Genomic DNA, 18516 nt, shown 5'->3' with positions numbered 1-18516 from the left:
GAACCAGCATGGATATAGTCCTGTCGATGCGGGTGTTCGTCCGGATCGTCGAGACCGGCAGCCTGACGCGCGCGTCCGAGTCGATCGGACTGACGACGCCGCGCGTGTCCACGCTGTTGCGCACGCTCGAGCAGCATCTCGGCGGCAAGCTGCTGAATCGCACGACGCGCAGCCTGTCGCTGACCGAGGACGGCGACGCGTACTATCAGCGCTGCGTCTGCGTGCTGCGCGAGATCGACGAGATGGAAGGCCTCGTGTCCGGCGCGATCCGCTCACCGCGCGGCCGGCTCAGGGTCAACCTGCCGCCCGCGATGGCCAAGCACGTCGTGATCCCGGCGCTGCCGGCGTTCGTCGCCGACTATCCGGACATCGCGGTCGAGCTGGGTGTCACGGACCGGCAGGTCGACCTGGTCGCGGACGGCGTCGATTGCGTCGTGCGCATCGGCGCGCTCGACGATTCCGGGCTGGTCGCGAAACGGATCGGCAGCATGTCGACGTGCACGTGCGCGTCGCCCGGCTATCTCGCGAAACACGGCATTCCGCAGGACGTCGCCGATCTCGGCGCGCATCTCGCGGTGAATTACGTGTCGTCGGACACCGGGCGCCAGCGCGTGTGGGACTACGTCGTCGACGGCGAACTCCGCACCGTGCCGATGCGCGGCGCGGTGGCCGTCAACGATGCGGACGCGGGCGTCGTGTGCGCGCTCGCGGGGCTCGGGCTCGTCAAGACTTCCGTGTACCTGGTCGAGCGCTGGCTGGCGGCGGGCACGCTGCAGGAAGTGCTGCCCGGCTTCAACGCGCCGCCGCGGCCGATTTCCGTCGTCTATGCGCCGCACCGTCACGTGCCGCAAAAGCTGAAGGTCTTCGTCGACTGGCTAGCCGCGCTCTATGCGGCCAATCCGGCGTTGCAGGGCCGGCGACGCTAAAGGGTGAGGCGGGCCGGCGCGCCCGCTTGCTCGCGCTCGAAGCGCGCATGGCACGCAGCGACGCGTTCGAATTCCCCCGCGTCACGCAGCTTCTCCAGCGCATACGCGCGAGCCGATTCGGTCAGCCGGTACTGTGCGTGAGCGCCCCGAAACTCGACGGTCAACAGCGACTTCGCGACGAGCTCGCCGAGCCCGCCGATCGTCTCGCCGAGCGACGTGCCGTGCGCCGTCGCGACGGCGCACGCGGCATCGAACGTGAACGGGCCGACGAAGCAGCCGAGCCGGCGAAACAGCGCCCTCGCGGCAGGATTCACCAACGCATGGCTCCAGTCGAACGTCGCACGCAGCGCCTGATGGCGCGGCAGCGCGAAACGCAAGCCGCCGGTCAGCAGGTTCAAGCGATCGTCGAGACGCGACGCGACCCCTTCGATGCCGAGCGTCGCGACGCGCGCAGCCGCCAGCTCGATCGCCAGCGGCAGCCCCTCGAGGCGCCGGCAGATATCCGCGGCCAACCGGATGCCGCCGTCGTCCACCACGCAACCGGCCGTCGTCGCGCGGATGCGGCAGAGAAATAACTGGACGGCGGAGCAGCCGGCGATCTCGTCGGCGCACGCGTCACTGTCGGGCACCGAGAGCGGCGCGACGCGCAACACGCACTCGGCGGGGACATGCAGCGGCTCGCGGCTGGTCACGAGCATGCGCAGCGTATCGGAGCGCGCCGCGAGCGTCTCGACGAGGCCCGCGACCACGTCGACGACATGCTCGGCGTTGTCGAGCACCAGCAGGCAGTGCGACGCGGCGATCGCATCGGCGATGGCGTCGATGCCGGGCACGCCGTCCGCCGCCGCGCCGAGGGCGGCCGCGAGTGCGCGCAGCACGTCGTCGCGCGTCGCTGCGCACGCGAGCTCGACCCAATGCACGGCGCGCCGGGAGCGGCTGCGCGTGTCGTGCGCGACCTGGGCGGCGACGCTCGTCTTGCCGATGCCGCCGGCGCCGACCAGCGTGACGACCGGCATCCGGTCGAGCATGTCGATGATCTGCGCGATTTCGGCCTGCCGCCCGATCGGCGCCGCGAAAGGCGACGGCGGGCCGTCGCCGGGCGTCGATGCGTCCTCCGGCCCCGCGGCCTGCGAACCGGCGACCAGCAGGTAGCCCCTGCCCGGCACGGTCTTGATCAGGTTCCGGCTGTCGCCGAACAGCTTGCGCAACGCCGCGACGTGCACCTGGAGCAGGTTCTCCTCGACGATCGCGCCGGGCCAGACGGCGTCCATGATGTCGTCCTTCGACACGACGGAACCGTTCGCGCGATGCAGCACCTCGAGAATGTCGAACGCGCGCGCGCCGATGCGCAGCGGCACGCCATGCCGGCGCAGGTCCCGCTGCTCGAAATCCACCGACAACGTCCCGATTCGGACCATGGCTGTCTCCTGCGACCTTTTGATGACGGCCCGGCGAACGTGGCGATACCGGGCCGGGAATCGGCGCGTTGCGCCTCCCCTTCTGCACATACCTGACGCCCAACGCCGATCGCGCGCCCCGAGTGTAAGCACGCACGAATGCAATGTCTTGAACGAAAATGCGCTGCCCGGGCATTCGCTGTGCCATCGCGGAACTGCGCCGGAACGGTCGCGAAGCGCGCGAATGGCACGAATCGCACGATTCAGCGGCACGAATCGGCGCCCGCCCACCCGGCGACCAGCGCAATTTCGTTCAATTAAGCTTGGGGCAGTCACGCGTCCCGTATAAACTGCCCATCGACTCTTTCGCCTTCCGAATGACCTTCAAGGATCCTGCGCCATGTCTCGTGCCCTCAACGCTCCCCCCGCGCCGCCGTCGAAAGACACGCTCGGATGCGTGTCGGGCCTGCTGTCCAAGGATATCGAGCGCGCCGCGGACGGCATGACGTTCCATCGCAAATGCATGCCGGGCGATCAATTCGAGCGCATCGAGATGCCGGCCTGCGACCGCGGCTTCCTGATCGGCGTTTCACTGCAGGACGGACATCGTCGCGCGTTGTATCGGGGTGCGCGGCGAGTCGAGCGGGCGTTTCAGCACCACTCGATCTATATCCGGGATTTCTCGGAGCACTTCCGGGCGGATCTGTACGGCAATTTCGACTTCGTGCTCGTGGAAGTGTCGCGGGCCTGTCTCGACCGGCTCGGCGCGGAATACGGCGACGCGCTGATCGCCGGCCTGACCTGCGCGGCCGATCAGTGCGACCCGGTGCTCGGCCATCTCGCGCACGCGGTCGCCGACAGCCTCGACATGCCGGGCGCGCTGAACACGCTGTTCGTCGAGCAGATCGGGCTCGCGATCGGCACGCACCTCGCGCGGCGCTACGGCGACGCAGCCACGGGCGACCTCCACCGCAAGGGCACGCTGTCGCCCGCGAAGGCGGCGCGCGCGAAGGAGCTGCTGATGGAAAAGGCGAACCTGGGCGTGTCGCTCGCGGAAGTCGCGAACGAGTGCGACCTGTCGCGCGGCTATTTCATCCGCGCGTTCTCGCGCACCACCGGCCGCACGCCGCACCAGTGGCTGCTCGAACAGCGCGTCGCGCAGGCTCGGCAGTTGATCGAGACGACCGGCATGACGCTCGCGGAAATCGCCGCGGCCTGCGGATTCGCGGACCAGAGCCATCTGAGCCGCGTGTTCGCGAAGGTCGTCGGCCATGCGCCCGGCGCGTGGCGGCGCGGCGCCGGCCGCTGAGCGCATGCCGCAACCGAACGCAGGCAAACGGCGTGCACCGCCGCACGGCGACCGAAACAAGGGCGACGACAATGGATAAATTCTCCGCACTGCGCGCGTTCGTGGAAGTGGCGGAAACCGGCGGCTTTTCGCGCGCAGGCCGGCGCCTGGATCTCGCAGCATCGTCCGTGGTGCGCGCGGTGGACGCGCTCGAGGCCTCGCTCGGCACCGTGCTCCTGAACCGGACGACCCGGCAGGTGACGCTGTCCGACGCGGGCGCCGTCTATTACGCGCGGGCAAAGCGGCTGCTCGACGATCTCGCGGATGCCGACGCGCTCGTCGCCGACCGCGGTGACGCACCGTCCGGCCCGCTGCGCGTGTCGGTGCCGGTTTCCTACGGCAGCCGGTGCATCGCGCCGCACGTCGCGGCGTTCCTCGCGCGCTACCCGAAGGTCGACCTGGACATGCAGCTCAGCGACGAACGCGTCGACCTCGTCCTCGACCGGATCGACGTCGCGATCCGGCTGGGCGAAGCGGCGCCGACCGCGGACGTCGTCGCACGGCGGGTCGGCACGTTCCACCGCTACGTCGTCGCGAGCCACGACTACCTGAACGCACACGGCGCGCCGGCCACGCCGGGCGATCTGGCCGAGCACGCGTGCCTGCGCTTCCATTTCGGCATCGACCAGCAGGTCTGGACGTTCGCCGGCGCGCACGACACGGCGAAGGTGCGCGTGACGGGGCGCCTCAGGTCGAACCACATCGAGGTGCTGTACGACGCCGCGCTCGACGGCGCCGGCATTGCGCTGCTGCCCGACTGGCTCGTCGATCCGGACATCCGGTCCGGCCGGTTGCGGCGGCTCTTCGACGACTACGACGCCACGCCCGACCATGCGCGCTCGGTCGTCACCGCGCTCTATCTGCCGAACCAGCGCGGCTCGAAGCGCGTGACCGCCTTCATCGACTTCGTCGCGTCGCTCTCGGACGGACGGGACTGATGCGAGCGCCGTCGGGCATCGGCGGTTGCCGGACGGCGAAGCACACCTTGATCGTCATGAAAATTCCGGCGCCGCACGCGCATCGCGGGCTTCCGGAAAATTCAGAACGATTCATGTGACCGCGCCCGCCGGCTCGCCTATCCTCGACGAACGCCCGCGTGTCCGCCCGGCCGCGCGCTTGCCCGATGACGAGGTCCTCACCTTGCCCCGCTCGTCGCCCGGGCATCCTTGCCAACCACGCGCGGCACGTCGTTCCGCGCACATGAACCGCCGACGACCAGGAACGAACATGAACGACAACAAACTGCCCGTGCTGCTCGGCTTCAACGGCGGCTTCGTCGACACCGCCGGCTTTCTCGCGCTGCAAGGCCTCTTCACCGCGCACGTGACCGGCAACTTCGTCACGCTCGGCGCCACGCTCGTGTCCGGCACGTCGGGCGCGATCGCGAAGCTCGCGGCGCTGCCCGTGTTCTGCATCGCGATCGTGCTGGCGACCGTCTGCGCGAACCGGCTGAGCGCGCGCGGCGTCAACGCGGTGCGCGTGATGCTGCTCGCGCAGGCCGTGCTGCTGACAAGCGGCGCGGCGCTCGCGGTGAGCGTCGGGCCGTTCCCCGACAGCGATGCGCTGCCCGCGCTCGCGACCGGCATGACGCTCGTCGTCGCGATGGCCGTGCAGAACGCGCTGCACCGCCTGCACCTGTCCGACGCGCCGCCGACCACGCTGATGACAGGCACCGTCACGCAGATCATGATCTCGCTCGGCGAACGCATCGGCTCGCGCGCGCCGGGCAAGCCGGGCAAGCCGGGCGACGCCGCGCGGCTGCGGAGGATGGCGGTCAGCGTCGCCGCGTTCGCCGCCGGTTGCGGCGCGGCGGCGGGCCTCTACCTGGCCGCCGGCCTGTGGTGCCTGTTCCTGCCGCCGCTGGTCGTGATGATCGGGTGGGCCGGCGCGCGAAGCGCCGCGCCCGACGCGACCGCGCACTGATCCCGGTCCGCCTGCGGCCGATTCGCCGGCCGCGCGCGCGGCGATAAAAAAAGCTGCCGCGTCACCGACGCGGCAGCTTCGCTACCCCTGCATCGCTTTTGCACGTCGGGCCCGCATGCCGGCCCGACGCACGAGCATCACTTCGCGGGCACCGCCGCGAGAATCTCGTGGGCGTTCGCCGTGCGCTGCTTCGCCTTGTGCACCATCGTGTACGCGTAGTCGACGCCGATGCCGTAGGCGCCCGAGTGCTCCTTCGCGATCGCCATCACCGCGTCATACGTGCCGCGGTGCGCCCAGTCGCGCTGCCACTCGAGCATCACCTGCTGCCAGGTCACCGGCACGACGCCGGCCTGGATCATGCGCTGCATCGCGTAGTCGTGCGCTTCCTTGGACGTGCCGCCCGACGCGTCGGCCACCATGTAGATTTCGTAGCCGCCTTCCAGCATCGCGCACAGCGCGAACGTGTTGTTGCACACCTCGGTCCACAGACCCGACACGACCACTTTCTTGCGGCCGTTCTTCGCGAGCGCGTCGCGCACCTTCTGGTCGTCCCACGAGTTCATCGACGTGCGCTCGAGCAGCGGATGATCCGGGAACACGTCGAGCAGCTCCGGATACGTGTAGCCCGAGAAGCTCTCGGTCTCGACGGTCGTGATGATCGTCGGAATGTCGAACGTCTTCGCGGCCTTCGCCAGCGCGACCACGTTGTTCTTCAGCACTTGCCGGTCGATCGATTGCACGCCGAACGCCATCTGCGGCTGCTGATCGATGAAGATCATCTGGCAGTTGTCCGGGGTGAGAACTTCGAGTTTCGGGTTGCTCATGTTTGCTCCATCCTCTCAATCTTCAAAACGTCACGGGGATGCCGGCTTGCGCGGCATCGGCGATGCCGATCGCTTCGGCGTCTTTTCCATGCTAGCAACGTCCCGCTTAAATATCCTTAAATCTCCTTAATTCAACATCGATTCGCGTCGCAACAGCGCCCTGCCTGCCTACAATGCGTTCGTCGCGACGCTTACCGCATGCGATCGTCAGTCACCCGAATCATTCGGCCGCGCCCCGCCCGCTCGTCACGAGCGCGCTGCACGCGGCCATCCCATCGACCTACCGCCAAAGGACCCGCTGATGAAAATCTATGTCCTGTCGTTGCTCGCCGGCGTGCTCGTCGGCGTGATCTACAGCCTGCTGCACGTCCGCTCGCCCGCGCCGCCGCTCGTCGCGCTGGTCGGCCTGCTCGGCATCCTCGCCGGCGAGCAGATCGTGCCGGTCGCGAAGCAGGTGCTGTCGGGCACCGCGTTCCATACTGCATGGCGCGAATCGAAGTGCAACCAGCACATGTTCGGCGCGCTGCCGGGCCGCGACGCGAACCCACCCACCCAGGTTGCCAGCCATTCCACGGAGAACCGTTCATGAACACGTCAAGCGCGAAATCGCCCGATCTCATCCTCCGCAACGGGCGCTTCACGACCTTGAACCCGTCGCGCCCGACCGCGAGCGCGGTCGCGATCACCGACGGCGTCTTCTCGGCTGTCGGCGACGACCACGAAGTGATGGCCCTCGCGGCGGGCCGCACGGAAGTCGTCGATCTCGGCGGCCGAGGCGCGCTGCCCGGCCTCATCGACAACCACCTGCACATCATTCGCGGCGGGCTGAACTTCAACATGGAGCTGCGCTGGGACGGCGTGCGCTCGCTCGCGACCGCGATGGAGATGCTCAAGCGGCAGGTGGCGATCACGCCGCCGCCGCAATGGGTGCGCGTCGTCGGCGGCTTCACCGAACACCAGTTCGCCGAGAAGCGGCTGCCGACCCTCGACGAACTGAACGCGGTCGCCCCCGACACGCCGGTCTTCATCCTGCACCTGTACGACCGCGCGATGCTCAACGCAGCCGCGCTGCGCGTCGTCGGCTACACGAAGGACACGCCGGAGCCGCCGGGTGGCCAGATCCTGCGCGACGCAAACGGCAACCCGACCGGCCTGCTGCTCGCGAAGCCGAACGCCGCGATCCTGTACGCGACGCTCGCGAAAGGCCCGAAGCTGCCGCTCGAATACCAGGTCAACTCGACGCGTCACTTCATGCGCGAGCTGAACCGCCTCGGCGTGACCGGCGCGATCGATGCGGGCGGCGGCTTCCAGAACTATCCGGAGGACTACGAAGTCATCCACCAGCTCGCCGACGCGAAGCAGCTGACGGTCCGCCTCGCCTACAACCTGTTCACGCAGAAGCCCAAGCAGGAGAAGGACGATTTCCTGAACTGGACGAAGACGTCGCGCTACAAGCAGGGCGACGACTATTTCCGGCACAACGGCGCGGGCGAGATGCTCGTGTTCTCCGCCGCGGATTTCGAGGACTTCCGCCAGCCGCGCCCGGACATGGCGCCGGAGATGGAGTCCGACCTCGAGGACGTCGTGCGGATCCTCGCGCAGAACCGCTGGCCGTGGCGCATGCACGCGACCTACGACGAGACGATCGGCCGCGCGCTCGACGTGTTCGAGAAGGTGAACCGCGATACGCCGCTCGCGGGGCTCAACTGGTTCTTCGATCACGCGGAGACGATCTCGGAGCGCTCGATGGATCGCATCGCCGCGCTCGGCGGCGGCGTCGCGGTGCAGCACCGGATGGCCTACCAGGGCGAGTATTTCGTCGAGCGCTACGGCACGAAGGCCGGCGAGGCGACGCCGCCCGTCGCGCGGATGCTGTCGAAGGGGCTGAAGGTGTCCGCGGGCACCGACGCGACGCGCGTCGCGAGCTACAACCCGTGGGTGTCGCTGTCGTGGCTCGTCACCGGGCGGACGGTCGGCGGCCTGCGCCTGTATCCGCAGGCGAATTGTCTCGACCGCGAAACGGCGCTGCGGATGTGGACCGAGAACGTCACGTGGTTCTCGAACGAGGAAGGCAGGAAAGGCCGGATCGAGGTCGGCCAGCTGGCCGACCTGATCGTGCCGGACCGCGACTACTTCGCCTGCGCCGAAGCCGACATCGCCGACACGACGTCGCTGCTGACCGTGGTCGGCGGCAAGGTCGTCTATGCGGCGGGCCCGTTCGCCGATCGCGATGCGCCGCTGCCGCCCGCGATGCCCGACTGGTCGCCCGTGCGCGCGTTCGGCGGCTATGCGGGCTGGGGCGCGGCGGGCGCCGACGGCCGGCCGCTGCAGCACGCCGCCGCGCAACTGTGCGGCTGCGCGAGCGCGTGCGGCGTGCACGGCCACGCGCACGCGCGCGCGTGGTCGAGCGAGGTGCCGGCCTCCGACCTGAAATCGTTCTGGGGCGCACTCGGCTGCGCGTGCTGGGCCGTTTGATGAACGGCGCCCTCCGCCGGATCGACGCACACGCGACCGCGCTGCTGCGGCCGCTGGCGCGCAGCCGGGCCGTCCGCTGGCTGGCCCTGCTCGGCCTGTGCGCCGCATATCTGCAAGGCGGCCTGCACAAGGCCGGCGACTTCGGCGCGGCCGTCGCGGAGATGCGGCACTTCGGCGTCGAGCCGGCCGCGCCGGTCGCGGCGCTCGTGATCGCGGTCGAGCTGGTCGCGCCGCTGCTGATCCTCGGCGGCGTGCTGCGCTGGCTCGGCGCCGGCGTGCTCGCGGGCTTCACGCTGTTCGCCGCCTGCGTCGCGAACGCGTTCTGGCACGCGCCGCCGGACGCGCGCTTCGCGACCACCGCGGCCTTTCTCGAACACGTCGGCCTCGCGTGCGCATTCGTGCTGCTCGCGCTTCACGACCTGCGCGAGCGTGGCTCGGACGCCCGCCCCGCCGCCGCCCCCCGATAGCAAGCCCATTCCGTATCGCCAACCGTCATGTCAAACCAAGCAATGAAACCCGTCATGAAACTCAACGCGCTTCTCCTGTCCGCGGCACTCGGCCTGGCCGCTTCGATCGGCGCGACCGGCGCGGCGCACGCCGCGCAGCCGACCCGCGCTGCACCGACCGTCGCCGTCGCGCCGCAGTACGACACGACCCACGTGTACGTCGCCCCCGAAGACGTCGACCGCTTCGTCGCGAGCTTCCTCGCGACCTTCGGCGGCAAGAGCACGCCGCAGGTCGTCGCGACGGTCACGCCGACGCCGAGCTCGACCACCTCGCAACTGCTGCAGACGCCGGTCGGCACGGTCTCGCTGTTCGGCTTCAAGACGCCCGTTCCCTACCCGTTCGGCGCGGAACGCACCGGCTACCTCGTCGCCGACATGGATCGCGCGATCCGCGACGCGCGCGCGGCCGGCGCGAGCGTGCTGGTCGAGCCGTTCCCGGACCCGATCGGGCGCGACGCGGTGATCCAGTGGCCGGGCGGCGTCAACATGCAGCTCTACATCCATACGACGAAGCCGAACTACGCGCCGTTCGAGCGCGTGCCGGAGAACCGCGTCTACGTGCCGCGCGACGTCGCGAACGCGCTGATCCGCGGGTTCGTGCGCTTCTCGCACGGCAAGGTGGTGTCGGACGTCGCGCAGGCGCCCGGCGTCGAGATCGGCCGGCCCGACGACCACTATCGCCGGGTGCGGATCGAATCGCCGTTCGGCAAGATGGTCGTGCTCGTGACGGACGGCCAGCTGCCCTATCCTTACGGCCGCGATACCACCGGCTACGAAGTCGCGAGCCTGACCCGGACGCTCGAGCAGGCCCGGGCCGCAGGCGTGACCGTGCTCGTGCCGCCGTATTCGGCCGACGGGCGCGACGCCGCGATCGTGCAGTTCCCCGGCGGCTACGTCGCCGAGATTCATCAGGCGACGCAGCCGTGATGCGCGCAGCCGACGCCGTGTTTCGACCGCCTCGCGCATCGGCCGGCGTCTGCGCCGCGCTGCTCGGTGCGTCCCTGCTCGCGGCGCTGACGCTCTGGTCGACGCCGGCCGCCGCGCAGGAAAGCGACGCGCCGATCGTGCCGGGCGACCTGCCGAAGCAGCGCCCGGCGATCATGACGAACCGCTGGCAGGAACGCTGGTATGCGCTCGCGAATCCGGCGTTGCGCACCGAGCCGCTCGACAGCCTCAAGTACATCCCGCTGTCGCCGACCGACCCGTACAGCTACGTGTCGCTGGGCGCGAGCCTGCGCGAGCGTTTCGAGTCGTCCGACGCAGGCAATTTCGGCGTCGGGCATACGGCGGGCGATTCGTACCTGATCCAGCGTTTCCGCTTCAACATCGACGCGCATCTCAACCGGCACGTCGAGCTGTACACCGAGTTCGAGGACGCGCGCGCCTTCGGCAAGAACAGCGTGACGCCCACCGACAAGAACCCGCTCGATCTGAGGCTCGCGTTCGTGTCGTTCGTGCAGCCGTTCGACGCCGGTACGTTCAAGTTCCGCGTCGGGCGGCAGGACTTCCTGTTCGACCTGCAGCGCTTCGTGTCGTCGCGCGACGGCCCGAACGTGCGCCAGTCGTTCGACGCGGTCTGGGCGGACTGGGTCAGCGGCCCGTGGCGCGTGATCGGCTTCGTCAGCCAGCCGGTCCAGTATCGCGACGACAAGGTGTTCGACGACACGTCGAACCCGCACATGCGCTTCCATACGATCCGGATCGAGCGCCAGGTGCTCGGCAAGAACGAGCTGTCCGCGTACTACTCGCTGTACGAGCGCGACAACGCGCGCTACCTCAGCGCACACGGCAACGAACGCCGCGACGTGTTCGACGCGCGCTTCGCGGGGGCGGCCAACGGCCTAGACTGGGATCTGGAAGCGATGGGGCAGACGGGCCGCGTCGGCCCCGAGCGCGTGCGTGCGTGGGCAGCGGGCTCGCGCGTCGGCTACACGTTCGCGAAAACCGCGTGGACGCCCCGCATCGGGCTGCAGGTCGACGCCGCGTCCGGCGACCGGCATCCGGGCGACGGCACGCTCGGCACGTTCAATCCGCTGTTTCCGAACGGCTACTATTTCACGCTCGCCGGCTTCACCGGCTATTCGAACCTGATTCACGTGAAGCCGTCGATCACGGTCAAGCCGACGCCGAAGCTCACGCTGCTCGGCGCGCTGGCGTTCCAGTGGCGCGCGACGACGGACGACGCGATCTACACGCAGCCCGCCAACCCGGTCGCGGGCACGGCCGGGCGCGGCACGCGCTGGACCGGCGCGTATGCGCAGGTGCGCGCCGACTACACGTTCGACAGCCACCTGACGGGGGCCGTCGAAGGCGTGTACTACGCCGCGGGCAACACGATCCGGGCCGCGGGCGGCCACAACAGCGAGTACCTGGGCGTCGAGCTGAAGTTCGGATGGTGAGTGCGCGGCCCGATGCGCGCAGGCAGCCCGCCGCCCATCCTCACGCGATGGTGTCGACGATGCCGCCATCCACGCGCAATGCCGCACCCGTCGTCGCGGACGCTTGCGTCGAGCATGCATAGACGACCATGTTGGCCACTTCCTCGGTGGACGCCGCGCGCTGGATAATCGACGAGCCGCGCGTCGACATGACGAAGTCGTGCGCCGCCTGTTCGATCGTCTTGCCTTCGTTCTTCGCGGTTTCGGCGAGCATGGCGCGCACGCCGTCGGACAGCGTCGGTCCCGGCAGCACCGAATTGACCGTCACGCCGCTGCCGGCCGCGAATTTTGCAATGCCGCGCGCGATGCCCAGTTGCGCCGTCTTCGAGAAACTGTATGCGAGCATGTCGGGCGCAATGTTCAGGCCCGCTTCGGACGACAGGAAGACGACACGGCCCCACTTGCGATCCATCATGTCCTTCAGGTACGCACGGGTCAGCCGCACGCCCGACATGACGTTGGTCTGGAAGTAACGCTCCCATTCCTCGTCTTCCGTGCTGAACAGATCGCCCGGGCCGAAGAAGCCGAGGTTGTTCACGAGAATATCCGTGCTCGGCACCGCCTTGACGAATGCGTCGACGCCCGCGCTCGAGCCGAGATCGGCCGCAACGCCGCGCAGCTTCGCGTTGGGAACCGTCTCGCGAATTTTCGCGATCGCGCTGTCGATGGCGTCCTGGGAGCGTCCGTTGAGGACAGTATCCGCACCGGCCGCTGCCAGGCCGGCCGCAATTGCCAGGCCGATACCGCCAGTCGATGCGCTGACGACGGCGGTCTTGCCGGAAAGATCAATAATCACTTGTTCGACTCCTGTTGAAAGTGAGCAAGGCGACGAGGCCCTGCTCGCGCATTTCACGCCAGAAGTCGAGCATCTTGCCGGCGGGCGACTTGCCGTTGGGGCTCGCGCTCTTCTCCAGGCGCGGGGAAGCACGAATCGAGTCTAGGTTGCCCGGGCGCGACTGTCCAAGACATAATTCGACAAACTTGAGTCGCAAGAGGTCTCAAATGGCCGACGTGTGTCGGCTCCGGTTTTTCATTGCCGGGGCTGAAGGGACATACCCCGGCCGCGCGGCGCGACAGGCTCGCGAATCTCACGCGGCAAACGCCCGGATCATGCCCGCGGCGACCGTGTGATGCGTCGCCTCGTCGATCAGCACGAACGCGCCCGTGCCCGGATGCGCGTCGTACGTGTCGCACACGATCGGCTTCTGCAGCGTCAGCGCAACGCGGCCGATGTCGTTCATCTTCAGCTCGTGACGGTCGGTCGCATGCGACAGCGTGTGCACGTCGAGCACCTGCCTGACCGCGCCGATCTTCGCGAACACCGTGCTCGTGGTCTGCTTCAGCAGGTACTTGCGCTGCGGCGACAGCGGCGCCTCGTCGAACCAGCACAGGTCCGCCTCGAGCTTCTTCGCCGGCGCGACCGCCTCGCCCGTCGCCACGAACATGTCGCCGCGCGACACGTCGACGTCTTCCGCGACGCGGATCGTCACCGCCTGGCCCGCGAACGCCTGTTCGACGGCCGCGGTGCCGCCCGGCACCGGCGCGATGATCTCCGCGACCGTCGCGCGGCGGTTCGACGGCAGCACGACGATCTCGTCGCCCACCTTCACCTCGCCCGACTCGATGCGGCCCATGTAGCCGCGGAAATCGTCGGCCGAGCTGCCGTCCTGGCGCGCAACCCACTGCACCGGGAAGCGCAGCGCGTCATGCGCCTGCGTCTCGACCGGCAGCGACTCGAGCACGTCGAGCAGCGGCTCGCCCGCGTACCACGGCATGCGCTCGCTCGCGCCGACGATGTTGTCGCCCTTGAGCGCCGACACCGGCACGAAGCGCACGCCGGTCAGGCCGAGCTGCTGCGCGAGCGTGACGTACGCGTCGCGGATCTCGTTGAAGCGCGCTTCGCTGTAGTCGACGAGGTCCATCTTGTTGATCGCGACGATCACGTGCTGCAGCGCGAGCAGCTTGACGATCGCGCTGTGGCGCTTGGTCTGCGGCAGCAGCTCGGCGACGCCGTTCTCCACCGTCACGCGCGTCGCGTCGATCAGGATGATCGCCGCGTGCGCCGTCGACGCGCCCGTCACCATGTTGCGCGTGTACTGCTCGTGGCCCGGCGTATCGGCGATGATGAACTTGCGCTTCGCCGTCGCGAAATAACGGTACGCGACGTCGATCGTGATGCCCTGCTCGCGCTCGGCTTCGAGGCCGTCGGTCAAGAGCGCGAGGTCGAGCTCGTCGCCGACCGTGCGCTTGTTCTTCGCGCGCGACAGCGCGGACAGCTGGTCGGACAGCACGGCCTTGCTGTCGTACAGCAGGCGGCCGATCAGCGTGCTCTTGCCGTCGTCGACGCTGCCCGCGGTGATGAAGCGCAGCACGCCGAGGTCTTCGTTGTTCTCGATGATGCTCATGATGTGAATGTCCTCGTGTGCTTCAGAAATAACCTTGCTTCTTGCGCTGTTCCATCGCGGCTTCGGAGGTCTGGTCGTCCATCCGGGTCGCGCCGCGCTCGGTGATCTCGGTCACCGCCGTCTCGGCGATGATCTTCTCGACGTCGTCCGCGTCGCTCTCGACCGGGCACGTGCAGCTGATGTCGCCCACCGTGCGGAAGCGCACCTGCGCGACCTCGCTCGTCTCGCCCTCGCGCATCGGCGTGAGCGGCGTGACCGGCACGAGCAGCCCGTTGCGGCGCACGATCTCGCGCTCGTGCGCGTAGTAGATCGACGGCAGCTCGAGGTTCTCGCGGGCGATGTACTGCCACACGTCGAGCTCGGTCCAGTTCGAGATCGGGAACACGCGCAGGTGCTCGCCGTTGTGCAGGCGCGCGTTGTACAGGCTCCACAGTTCCGGGCGCTGCGCCTTCGGGTCCCACTGGCCGAACTCGTCGCGGAACGAGAAGATGCGCTCCTTCGCGCGGGCCTTCTCCTCGTCGCGGCGCGCGCCGCCGATCAGCGCGGTGTAGCCGTGCTGCTCGATCGTCTCGAGCAGCGTGACGGCCTGCGCGGCGTTGCGCGAATCGGTCTCGCGGCGCAGCACGACGGTGCCGCGCCTGATCGAGTCCTCGACGTGGCCGACGACCAGCTCGGCGCCGATCTCCTTCGCGCGGCGGTCGCGGAAGTCGATCACTTCGTCATAGTTGTGGCCGGTGTCGATGTGCACGAGCGGAAACGGCAGCGACGTGTTGCGGTTCGCGCCGAGGCCGAACGCCTTCAGCGCGAGATGCAGCACGACGACCGAATCCTTGCCGCCCGAGAACAGCAGCGCCGGCTTGCTGCACTCGGCGACCAGCTCGCGCAGGATGTGGATCGACTCGGCTTCGAGCCAGTCGAGGTGGCTGATGCGGCTGCCGTCGCCGGTGGGCGGGGCAAAGGCGGAATGCTCGAACGTCGTGCTCATCGTGAAGGTCCTGATTGTCGGTGGATTTCCCGGAGCGACCGGGCCGCCGGCGGCACGGCCCGCCGCGAGCGCGGCCCCTGCGTGCCCGCCCGGACGAAGCGGCGGCGTGCTCACGAGCAGACGAGATCATCGGCGAACTGTTCGACGTCCTCGCTGAACGTGCCGCGGAAATCGTCTTCGTCGTAGTAGGCGAGCGCCTGACGGAACATCTTGTCGCGACTCTCCCAGCGATTCTCCACCGGATACTGCGAGATGCGCGCATGGTCGTCGTGCGAGATGTGCAGCGCGTGGCCGTCGACGTGGCGCACGAGTCCCGCGCCGAGCGTGAGCCGCGAGATCATGTCCTGGTCCTCCCAGCCCCAGCCGTGCAAGCGGCCGTTATATCCGTTCACCGACAGGAAATCGCGCCGCCGCACCAGCAGCAGCCCGGGCGCCTGGCGCGTGCCGTCGTTCGCATCCTCCTCGTTGTCGACGATCGACAGTTCCCGGCCGTTGCGGATCTTCACGTCCAGGCGATAGCCGAAGCGCACGACGTTCTTCGCCTGGCGCGAGTTCTGCTCGGTCTCGCGCACGCCCTTCAGCGTCGCGAACGTGCCGGGCGTCGTAACGAGCCTGTTCACGAGCGCCGCCATCACGTCGGGCTCGACGATGATGTCGCAATCGCAGAAGAACAGGATGTCGCGCTGCGCGAAATGCGCACCGAGATTCTGCGCCTTCGTCTTGTGGAAATAGCGCTGGTCGCGCAGTTCGACGACCTGTACCGCGTGCTCGAGGCCCTCGATCTGGCGGGTCAGCAGGTCCGGATCGCCGCCGAAATTGACGATGATGACTTCACCGTCGAGGCGGCGCGCCGTCTCGACGAGACTCGGCAGTGCGCCGCGCAGTTCGTTGCGGTTTCGCCAGGTCACAATGATGGAAAGCATGGTGAATCTCCTCCAGAGAATATCGACGACACAGGGAATGACGCGCGCGCGGCCGCTCACGCATGGCGGAGCGCGAAATCCTTCAGGAACGCGGTCAGCCGGCCGACCGCCTGCTCCGACACGGCGTTGTAGAGCGACGCGCGCAGGCCGCCGATCGAACGATGGCCGTTCAGCCCCGACAGGCCCGCGTCGGCGGCCAGGTTGATGAATTGCGTATCGAGCCGCGCATCCCGGAACCGGAACGCGACGTTCATCGTCGAACGCACCGCCTTCTGCGCATGACCGTCGACGACTTCGCGCAGATCGTCCAGCACCGCGTAAAGCATGGCCGCCTTCCGCGCGTTGATCTCGGCCATCCTGGCGATGCCGCCGACATCGTCGCGGATCCAGCGCAGCACGCGCGCCATCACGTAGATCGCGAACACGGGCGGCGTGTTGTAGTTGGACCGATAGCGAATGTGCGTCCGGTAGTCGAGCATCGGCGGCAGCGTGTCGGGAATGCGCTCGAGCAGCGCATTGCGGATGATCGCGACCGTGACGCCGGCCGGGCCCAGGTTCTTCTGCGCGTGCGCGTACACCATGCCGTATGCGTCGACGTCGAACGGCTTCGACACGAAATCCGACGACATGTCCGCGATCCACGGCGTGCCCCCCGAATGGGCGATCGCGGGAAACTGCAGCCCCTCGACCGTCTCGTTCGACACATAGTGGCGGTACGACGCACGCGGGTTCCAGTCGAGTTCGGCCAGCGCCGGCAGCGTCCGGTAGCCGCTCTCGCTGCCGTCCCAGACGGTGCGCATCGCCACCACCCGCGACGCCTCTTCGATCACCTTCCGGCTCCAGTAGCCGCTCGTCACATACTCGGGCGCGGCGGCGTCCGGCACCAGGAAATTCATCGGGATCATCGAGAACTGCAAACTGCTGCCGCCCTGCAGGAACACGACGCTGTAATCGTCGGGAATGCGCAGCAGGTCGCGCAGGTCGGCCTCGGTTTCCTCGACCAGGCGGAGGAACCACGGCGATCGATGGCTCATGCCCAGCACCGACAGGCCGGTTTCCGGCAACTCGACGACAGCCTGCCGGACCTGCTCGAGCACGACGTCGGGCAGCGCGCCGGGACCGCCCGAGAAATTCAGTTGATTGCGATGCATGTGACCTCACTCGTGAATCGATGGAAAGCGGCCACGCCGCTCACTTGCGCAGATACCCGGCGGACGGACGCAGGCCCCCGCGTCGGAACGCGTCGTTAAGCGGCTCCGAGAAATATCGGAACACGATCTGCGCGACGAGCGCCGACGCGCACATGTAGAACAGGAACCAGAGCGGCTTCGCATGGAGCCCGACGTTCTCGCGCGTCACGTATTCGCGCAGGATGCCGAGCACGACGATATGGAACAGGTACAGCTCGTAGCTGCGCTGCCCGAACCAGCGGATGACGCGCGGCACGAGCGACGACGCCTCGCGGTCGGCGGCCTCGCCGTTCCTGAAGCAGTAGAGCAGCACGGCGGTACTGAACGCGACCACCGATACGCCCCAGACCACGTGCTGCATGATCGGCCCCGACAGATAGGTGATCGCGATCGCGAGCCCGGCCGCGATCCGGAGCGCGAAACTCAAGCCGCGCGAGATGCGACGCGCCGGCAGCAACGCCACGCAGCACCCCAGCGCGATCGCATCGAAGCACGACAGGTAGCCGTAAAGCGCGATGATTTCGTCGTCGGTATGCAGGCTCCGGTAGAACGGCGCGAGGACGATCGGCACGATCAGCAGCGGCACGATGTAGCGCGGGCGCCGCAGGATCAGGAAGACGATCGGGAACGTCAGGTAGAACACCTCCTCGACCGACAGCGACCAGAGGATGTTCATGCTGTAGTTGAAGTAGCCGACCTTCGCCATCAGCACGTTGTGCCAGAACGTCAGCACCGACATGACGGCGACGAACATGGTCGCGGTGTCGGGCTTGTTCACGAACGAGCGCATGTCCAGCGACGCGAGCGCGACGATGATCGCGAGCACGAGAACGAGGCACGGCAGAATGCGTGATGCGCGGAAACGGTAGAACGTGCCGGGCCGGATGCCGCCCGGCGAACCGAAGCGGCGCAGCGACGTCGACGTGATCAGGAAACCCGACACGGTGAAGAACATCGTCACGCCGTAATTGCCGTTGCGCGAAACCGCCTTGATCGCATCGGACAGCCATGGCAGGTCGAACGGCAGCAAGTGCAGCCGGTAGGTCAGGTGAAAATGCAGAATCAGCACGAGCAGGATCGCGATCCCTCGCAGCAGATCCACGCCGTTACTACGGTTGCTCAAATTCATCGTGTTTTCCTGTTGCAGAATTGTGTGGCGCGCCAACCCGCGCCCGC

16 protein-coding genes and 1 pseudogene are annotated in these 18516 nt (G+C 68.1%); 9 read left to right on the top strand and 8 right to left on the bottom strand.

The annotated features are described in order from the left end of the window. The first annotated feature begins 8 nt into the window (after positions 1–8). Complete coding sequence (locus B7P44_RS23175; RefSeq protein WP_084908319.1) at positions 9–926, top strand: LysR family transcriptional regulator; 918 nt, start codon at positions 9–11, stop codon at positions 924–926. On the opposite strand, the pseudogene B7P44_RS23170 reads toward B7P44_RS23175, so the two are convergent. Next, positions 892–2344: pseudogene (locus B7P44_RS23170) on the bottom strand (ATP-binding protein); the annotation flags it as partial. The gene B7P44_RS23175 and the pseudogene B7P44_RS23170 overlap by 35 nt on opposite strands. A gap of 379 nt (positions 2345–2723) precedes the next feature. On the opposite strand from B7P44_RS23170, the gene B7P44_RS23165 reads away from it, so the two are divergent. The 3 genes from B7P44_RS23165 (at position 2724) to B7P44_RS23155 (ending at position 5594) form a co-directional block, all read left to right on the top strand. Next, complete coding sequence (locus B7P44_RS23165; RefSeq protein WP_084908317.1) at positions 2724–3632, top strand: helix-turn-helix domain-containing protein; 909 nt, start codon at positions 2724–2726, stop codon at positions 3630–3632. 71 nt (positions 3633–3703) lie between these two features. After that, positions 3704–4609 carry a LysR family transcriptional regulator gene (locus B7P44_RS23160; RefSeq protein ID WP_084909984.1) on the top strand — a complete coding sequence of 302 codons (906 nt, stop codon included), beginning with the start codon at positions 3704–3706 and terminating at the stop codon, positions 4607–4609. A 289-nt stretch (positions 4610–4898) separates the two neighbouring features. After that, entirely contained in the window at positions 4899–5594 is a 696-nt protein-coding gene (locus B7P44_RS23155; protein ID WP_084908316.1) for a YoaK family protein, read from the top strand. Positions 5595–5731: 137 nt separating this feature from the next. Here the strand turns inward: B7P44_RS23155 and B7P44_RS23150 are convergent, their stop codons facing one another. Then, complete coding sequence (locus tag B7P44_RS23150) at positions 5732–6418, bottom strand: hydrolase (protein ID WP_084908315.1); 687 nt, start codon at positions 6416–6418, stop codon at positions 5732–5734. 301 nt (positions 6419–6719) lie between these two features. Here B7P44_RS23150 and B7P44_RS23145 point away from each other — a divergent pair, with 301 nt between their 5' ends. The 5 genes from B7P44_RS23145 to B7P44_RS23125 are packed head-to-tail and all read left to right on the top strand — an operon-like array spanning position 6720 to position 11798. Continuing rightward, positions 6720–7007, top strand: a complete 288-nt coding sequence (locus B7P44_RS23145) for a XapX domain-containing protein (RefSeq protein WP_084908314.1) — start codon at positions 6720–6722, stop codon at positions 7005–7007. Beyond that, the gene (locus B7P44_RS23140) at positions 7004–8893 is read left to right on the top strand and encodes an amidohydrolase (protein WP_084908313.1); all 1890 of its coding nucleotides are present in this window, start codon (positions 7004–7006) and stop codon (positions 8891–8893) included. The genes B7P44_RS23145 and B7P44_RS23140 overlap by 4 nt, the downstream gene beginning before the upstream one ends. After that, the gene (locus tag B7P44_RS23135) at positions 8893–9360 is read left to right on the top strand and encodes a DoxX family protein (RefSeq protein ID WP_084909983.1); all 468 of its coding nucleotides are present in this window, start codon (positions 8893–8895) and stop codon (positions 9358–9360) included. Before B7P44_RS23140 ends, B7P44_RS23135 begins: the two co-directional genes overlap by 1 nt. A 54-nt stretch (positions 9361–9414) precedes the next feature. After that, the gene (locus tag B7P44_RS23130; protein WP_231716820.1) at positions 9415–10326 is read left to right on the top strand and encodes a glyoxalase; all 912 of its coding nucleotides are present in this window, start codon (positions 9415–9417) and stop codon (positions 10324–10326) included. After that, complete coding sequence (locus tag B7P44_RS23125) at positions 10326–11798, top strand: alginate export family protein (RefSeq protein ID WP_084908311.1); 1473 nt, start codon at positions 10326–10328, stop codon at positions 11796–11798. The genes B7P44_RS23130 and B7P44_RS23125 overlap by 1 nt, the downstream gene beginning before the upstream one ends. 40 nt (positions 11799–11838) lie before the next feature. Here B7P44_RS23125 and B7P44_RS23120 read toward each other — a convergent pair whose 3' ends face one another. The 6 genes from B7P44_RS23120 to B7P44_RS23095 all read right to left on the bottom strand — a co-directional run bounded on the left by B7P44_RS23120 (position 11839) and on the right by B7P44_RS23095 (position 18469). After that, complete coding sequence (locus B7P44_RS23120) at positions 11839–12633, bottom strand: SDR family NAD(P)-dependent oxidoreductase (protein ID WP_084908310.1); 795 nt, start codon at positions 12631–12633, stop codon at positions 11839–11841. A gap of 292 nt (positions 12634–12925) precedes the next feature. Next, complete coding sequence (locus B7P44_RS23115; RefSeq protein ID WP_084908309.1) at positions 12926–14242, bottom strand: sulfate adenylyltransferase subunit 1; 1317 nt, start codon at positions 14240–14242, stop codon at positions 12926–12928. Between the two features lie 22 nt (positions 14243–14264). After that, positions 14265–15227 carry a sulfate adenylyltransferase subunit CysD gene (gene cysD, locus B7P44_RS23110; protein WP_084908308.1) on the bottom strand — a complete coding sequence of 321 codons (963 nt, stop codon included), beginning with the start codon at positions 15225–15227 and terminating at the stop codon, positions 14265–14267. A 110-nt stretch (positions 15228–15337) separates the two neighbouring features. Further along, positions 15338–16150, bottom strand: coding sequence for a galactosyltransferase-related protein (locus tag B7P44_RS23105; protein ID WP_084908307.1), 813 nt, complete (start codon positions 16148–16150; stop codon positions 15338–15340). A 56-nt stretch (positions 16151–16206) separates the two neighbouring features. Beyond that, positions 16207–17301 carry a phosphoserine transaminase gene (locus B7P44_RS23100; RefSeq protein WP_084908306.1) on the bottom strand — a complete coding sequence of 365 codons (1095 nt, stop codon included), beginning with the start codon at positions 17299–17301 and terminating at the stop codon, positions 16207–16209. A gap of 40 nt (positions 17302–17341) precedes the next feature. After that, the gene (locus B7P44_RS23095) at positions 17342–18469 is read right to left on the bottom strand and encodes an acyltransferase family protein (protein ID WP_084908305.1); all 1128 of its coding nucleotides are present in this window, start codon (positions 18467–18469) and stop codon (positions 17342–17344) included. Between the last annotated feature and the right edge of the window lie 47 nt (positions 18470–18516).

Source organism: Burkholderia ubonensis subsp. mesacidophila (genome assembly GCF_002097715.1).
Lineage (GTDB): Bacteria > Pseudomonadota > Gammaproteobacteria > Burkholderiales > Burkholderiaceae > Burkholderia > Burkholderia mesacidophila.
Note: the sequence above shows the minus strand (reverse complement) of the source record. Positions and strands in the feature narration are given on the sequence as shown.

Bases quoted from the DNA above. Each gene is read 5' to 3' on its own strand.
- B7P44_RS23115 (WP_084908309.1), bottom strand. From the start codon at position 14,242: ATGAGCATCATCGAGAACAACGAAGACCTCGGCGTGCTGCGCTTCATC.
- B7P44_RS23150 (WP_084908315.1), bottom strand. From the start codon at position 6,418: ATGAGCAACCCGAAACTCGAAGTTCTCACCCCGGACAACTGCCAGATG.
- B7P44_RS23095 (WP_084908305.1), bottom strand. From the start codon at position 18,469: ATGAATTTGAGCAACCGTAGTAACGGCGTGGATCTGCTGCGAGGGATC.
- B7P44_RS23165 (WP_084908317.1), top strand. From the start codon at position 2,724: ATGTCTCGTGCCCTCAACGCTCCCCCCGCGCCGCCGTCGAAAGACACG.
- B7P44_RS23130 (WP_231716820.1), top strand. From the start codon at position 9,415: ATGAAACTCAACGCGCTTCTCCTGTCCGCGGCACTCGGCCTGGCCGCT.
- B7P44_RS23100 (WP_084908306.1), bottom strand. From the start codon at position 17,301: ATGCATCGCAATCAACTGAATTTCTCGGGCGGTCCCGGCGCGCTGCCC.
- B7P44_RS23155 (WP_084908316.1), top strand. From the start codon at position 4,899: ATGAACGACAACAAACTGCCCGTGCTGCTCGGCTTCAACGGCGGCTTC.
- B7P44_RS23135 (WP_084909983.1), top strand. From the start codon at position 8,893: ATGAACGGCGCCCTCCGCCGGATCGACGCACACGCGACCGCGCTGCTG.
- cysD (WP_084908308.1), bottom strand. From the start codon at position 15,227: ATGAGCACGACGTTCGAGCATTCCGCCTTTGCCCCGCCCACCGGCGAC.
- B7P44_RS23175 (WP_084908319.1), top strand. From the start codon at position 9: ATGGATATAGTCCTGTCGATGCGGGTGTTCGTCCGGATCGTCGAGACC.
- B7P44_RS23105 (WP_084908307.1), bottom strand. From the start codon at position 16,150: ATGCTTTCCATCATTGTGACCTGGCGAAACCGCAACGAACTGCGCGGC.
- B7P44_RS23160 (WP_084909984.1), top strand. From the start codon at position 3,704: ATGGATAAATTCTCCGCACTGCGCGCGTTCGTGGAAGTGGCGGAAACC.
- B7P44_RS23140 (WP_084908313.1), top strand. From the start codon at position 7,004: ATGAACACGTCAAGCGCGAAATCGCCCGATCTCATCCTCCGCAACGGG.
- B7P44_RS23125 (WP_084908311.1), top strand. From the start codon at position 10,326: ATGCGCGCAGCCGACGCCGTGTTTCGACCGCCTCGCGCATCGGCCGGC.
- B7P44_RS23145 (WP_084908314.1), top strand. From the start codon at position 6,720: ATGAAAATCTATGTCCTGTCGTTGCTCGCCGGCGTGCTCGTCGGCGTG.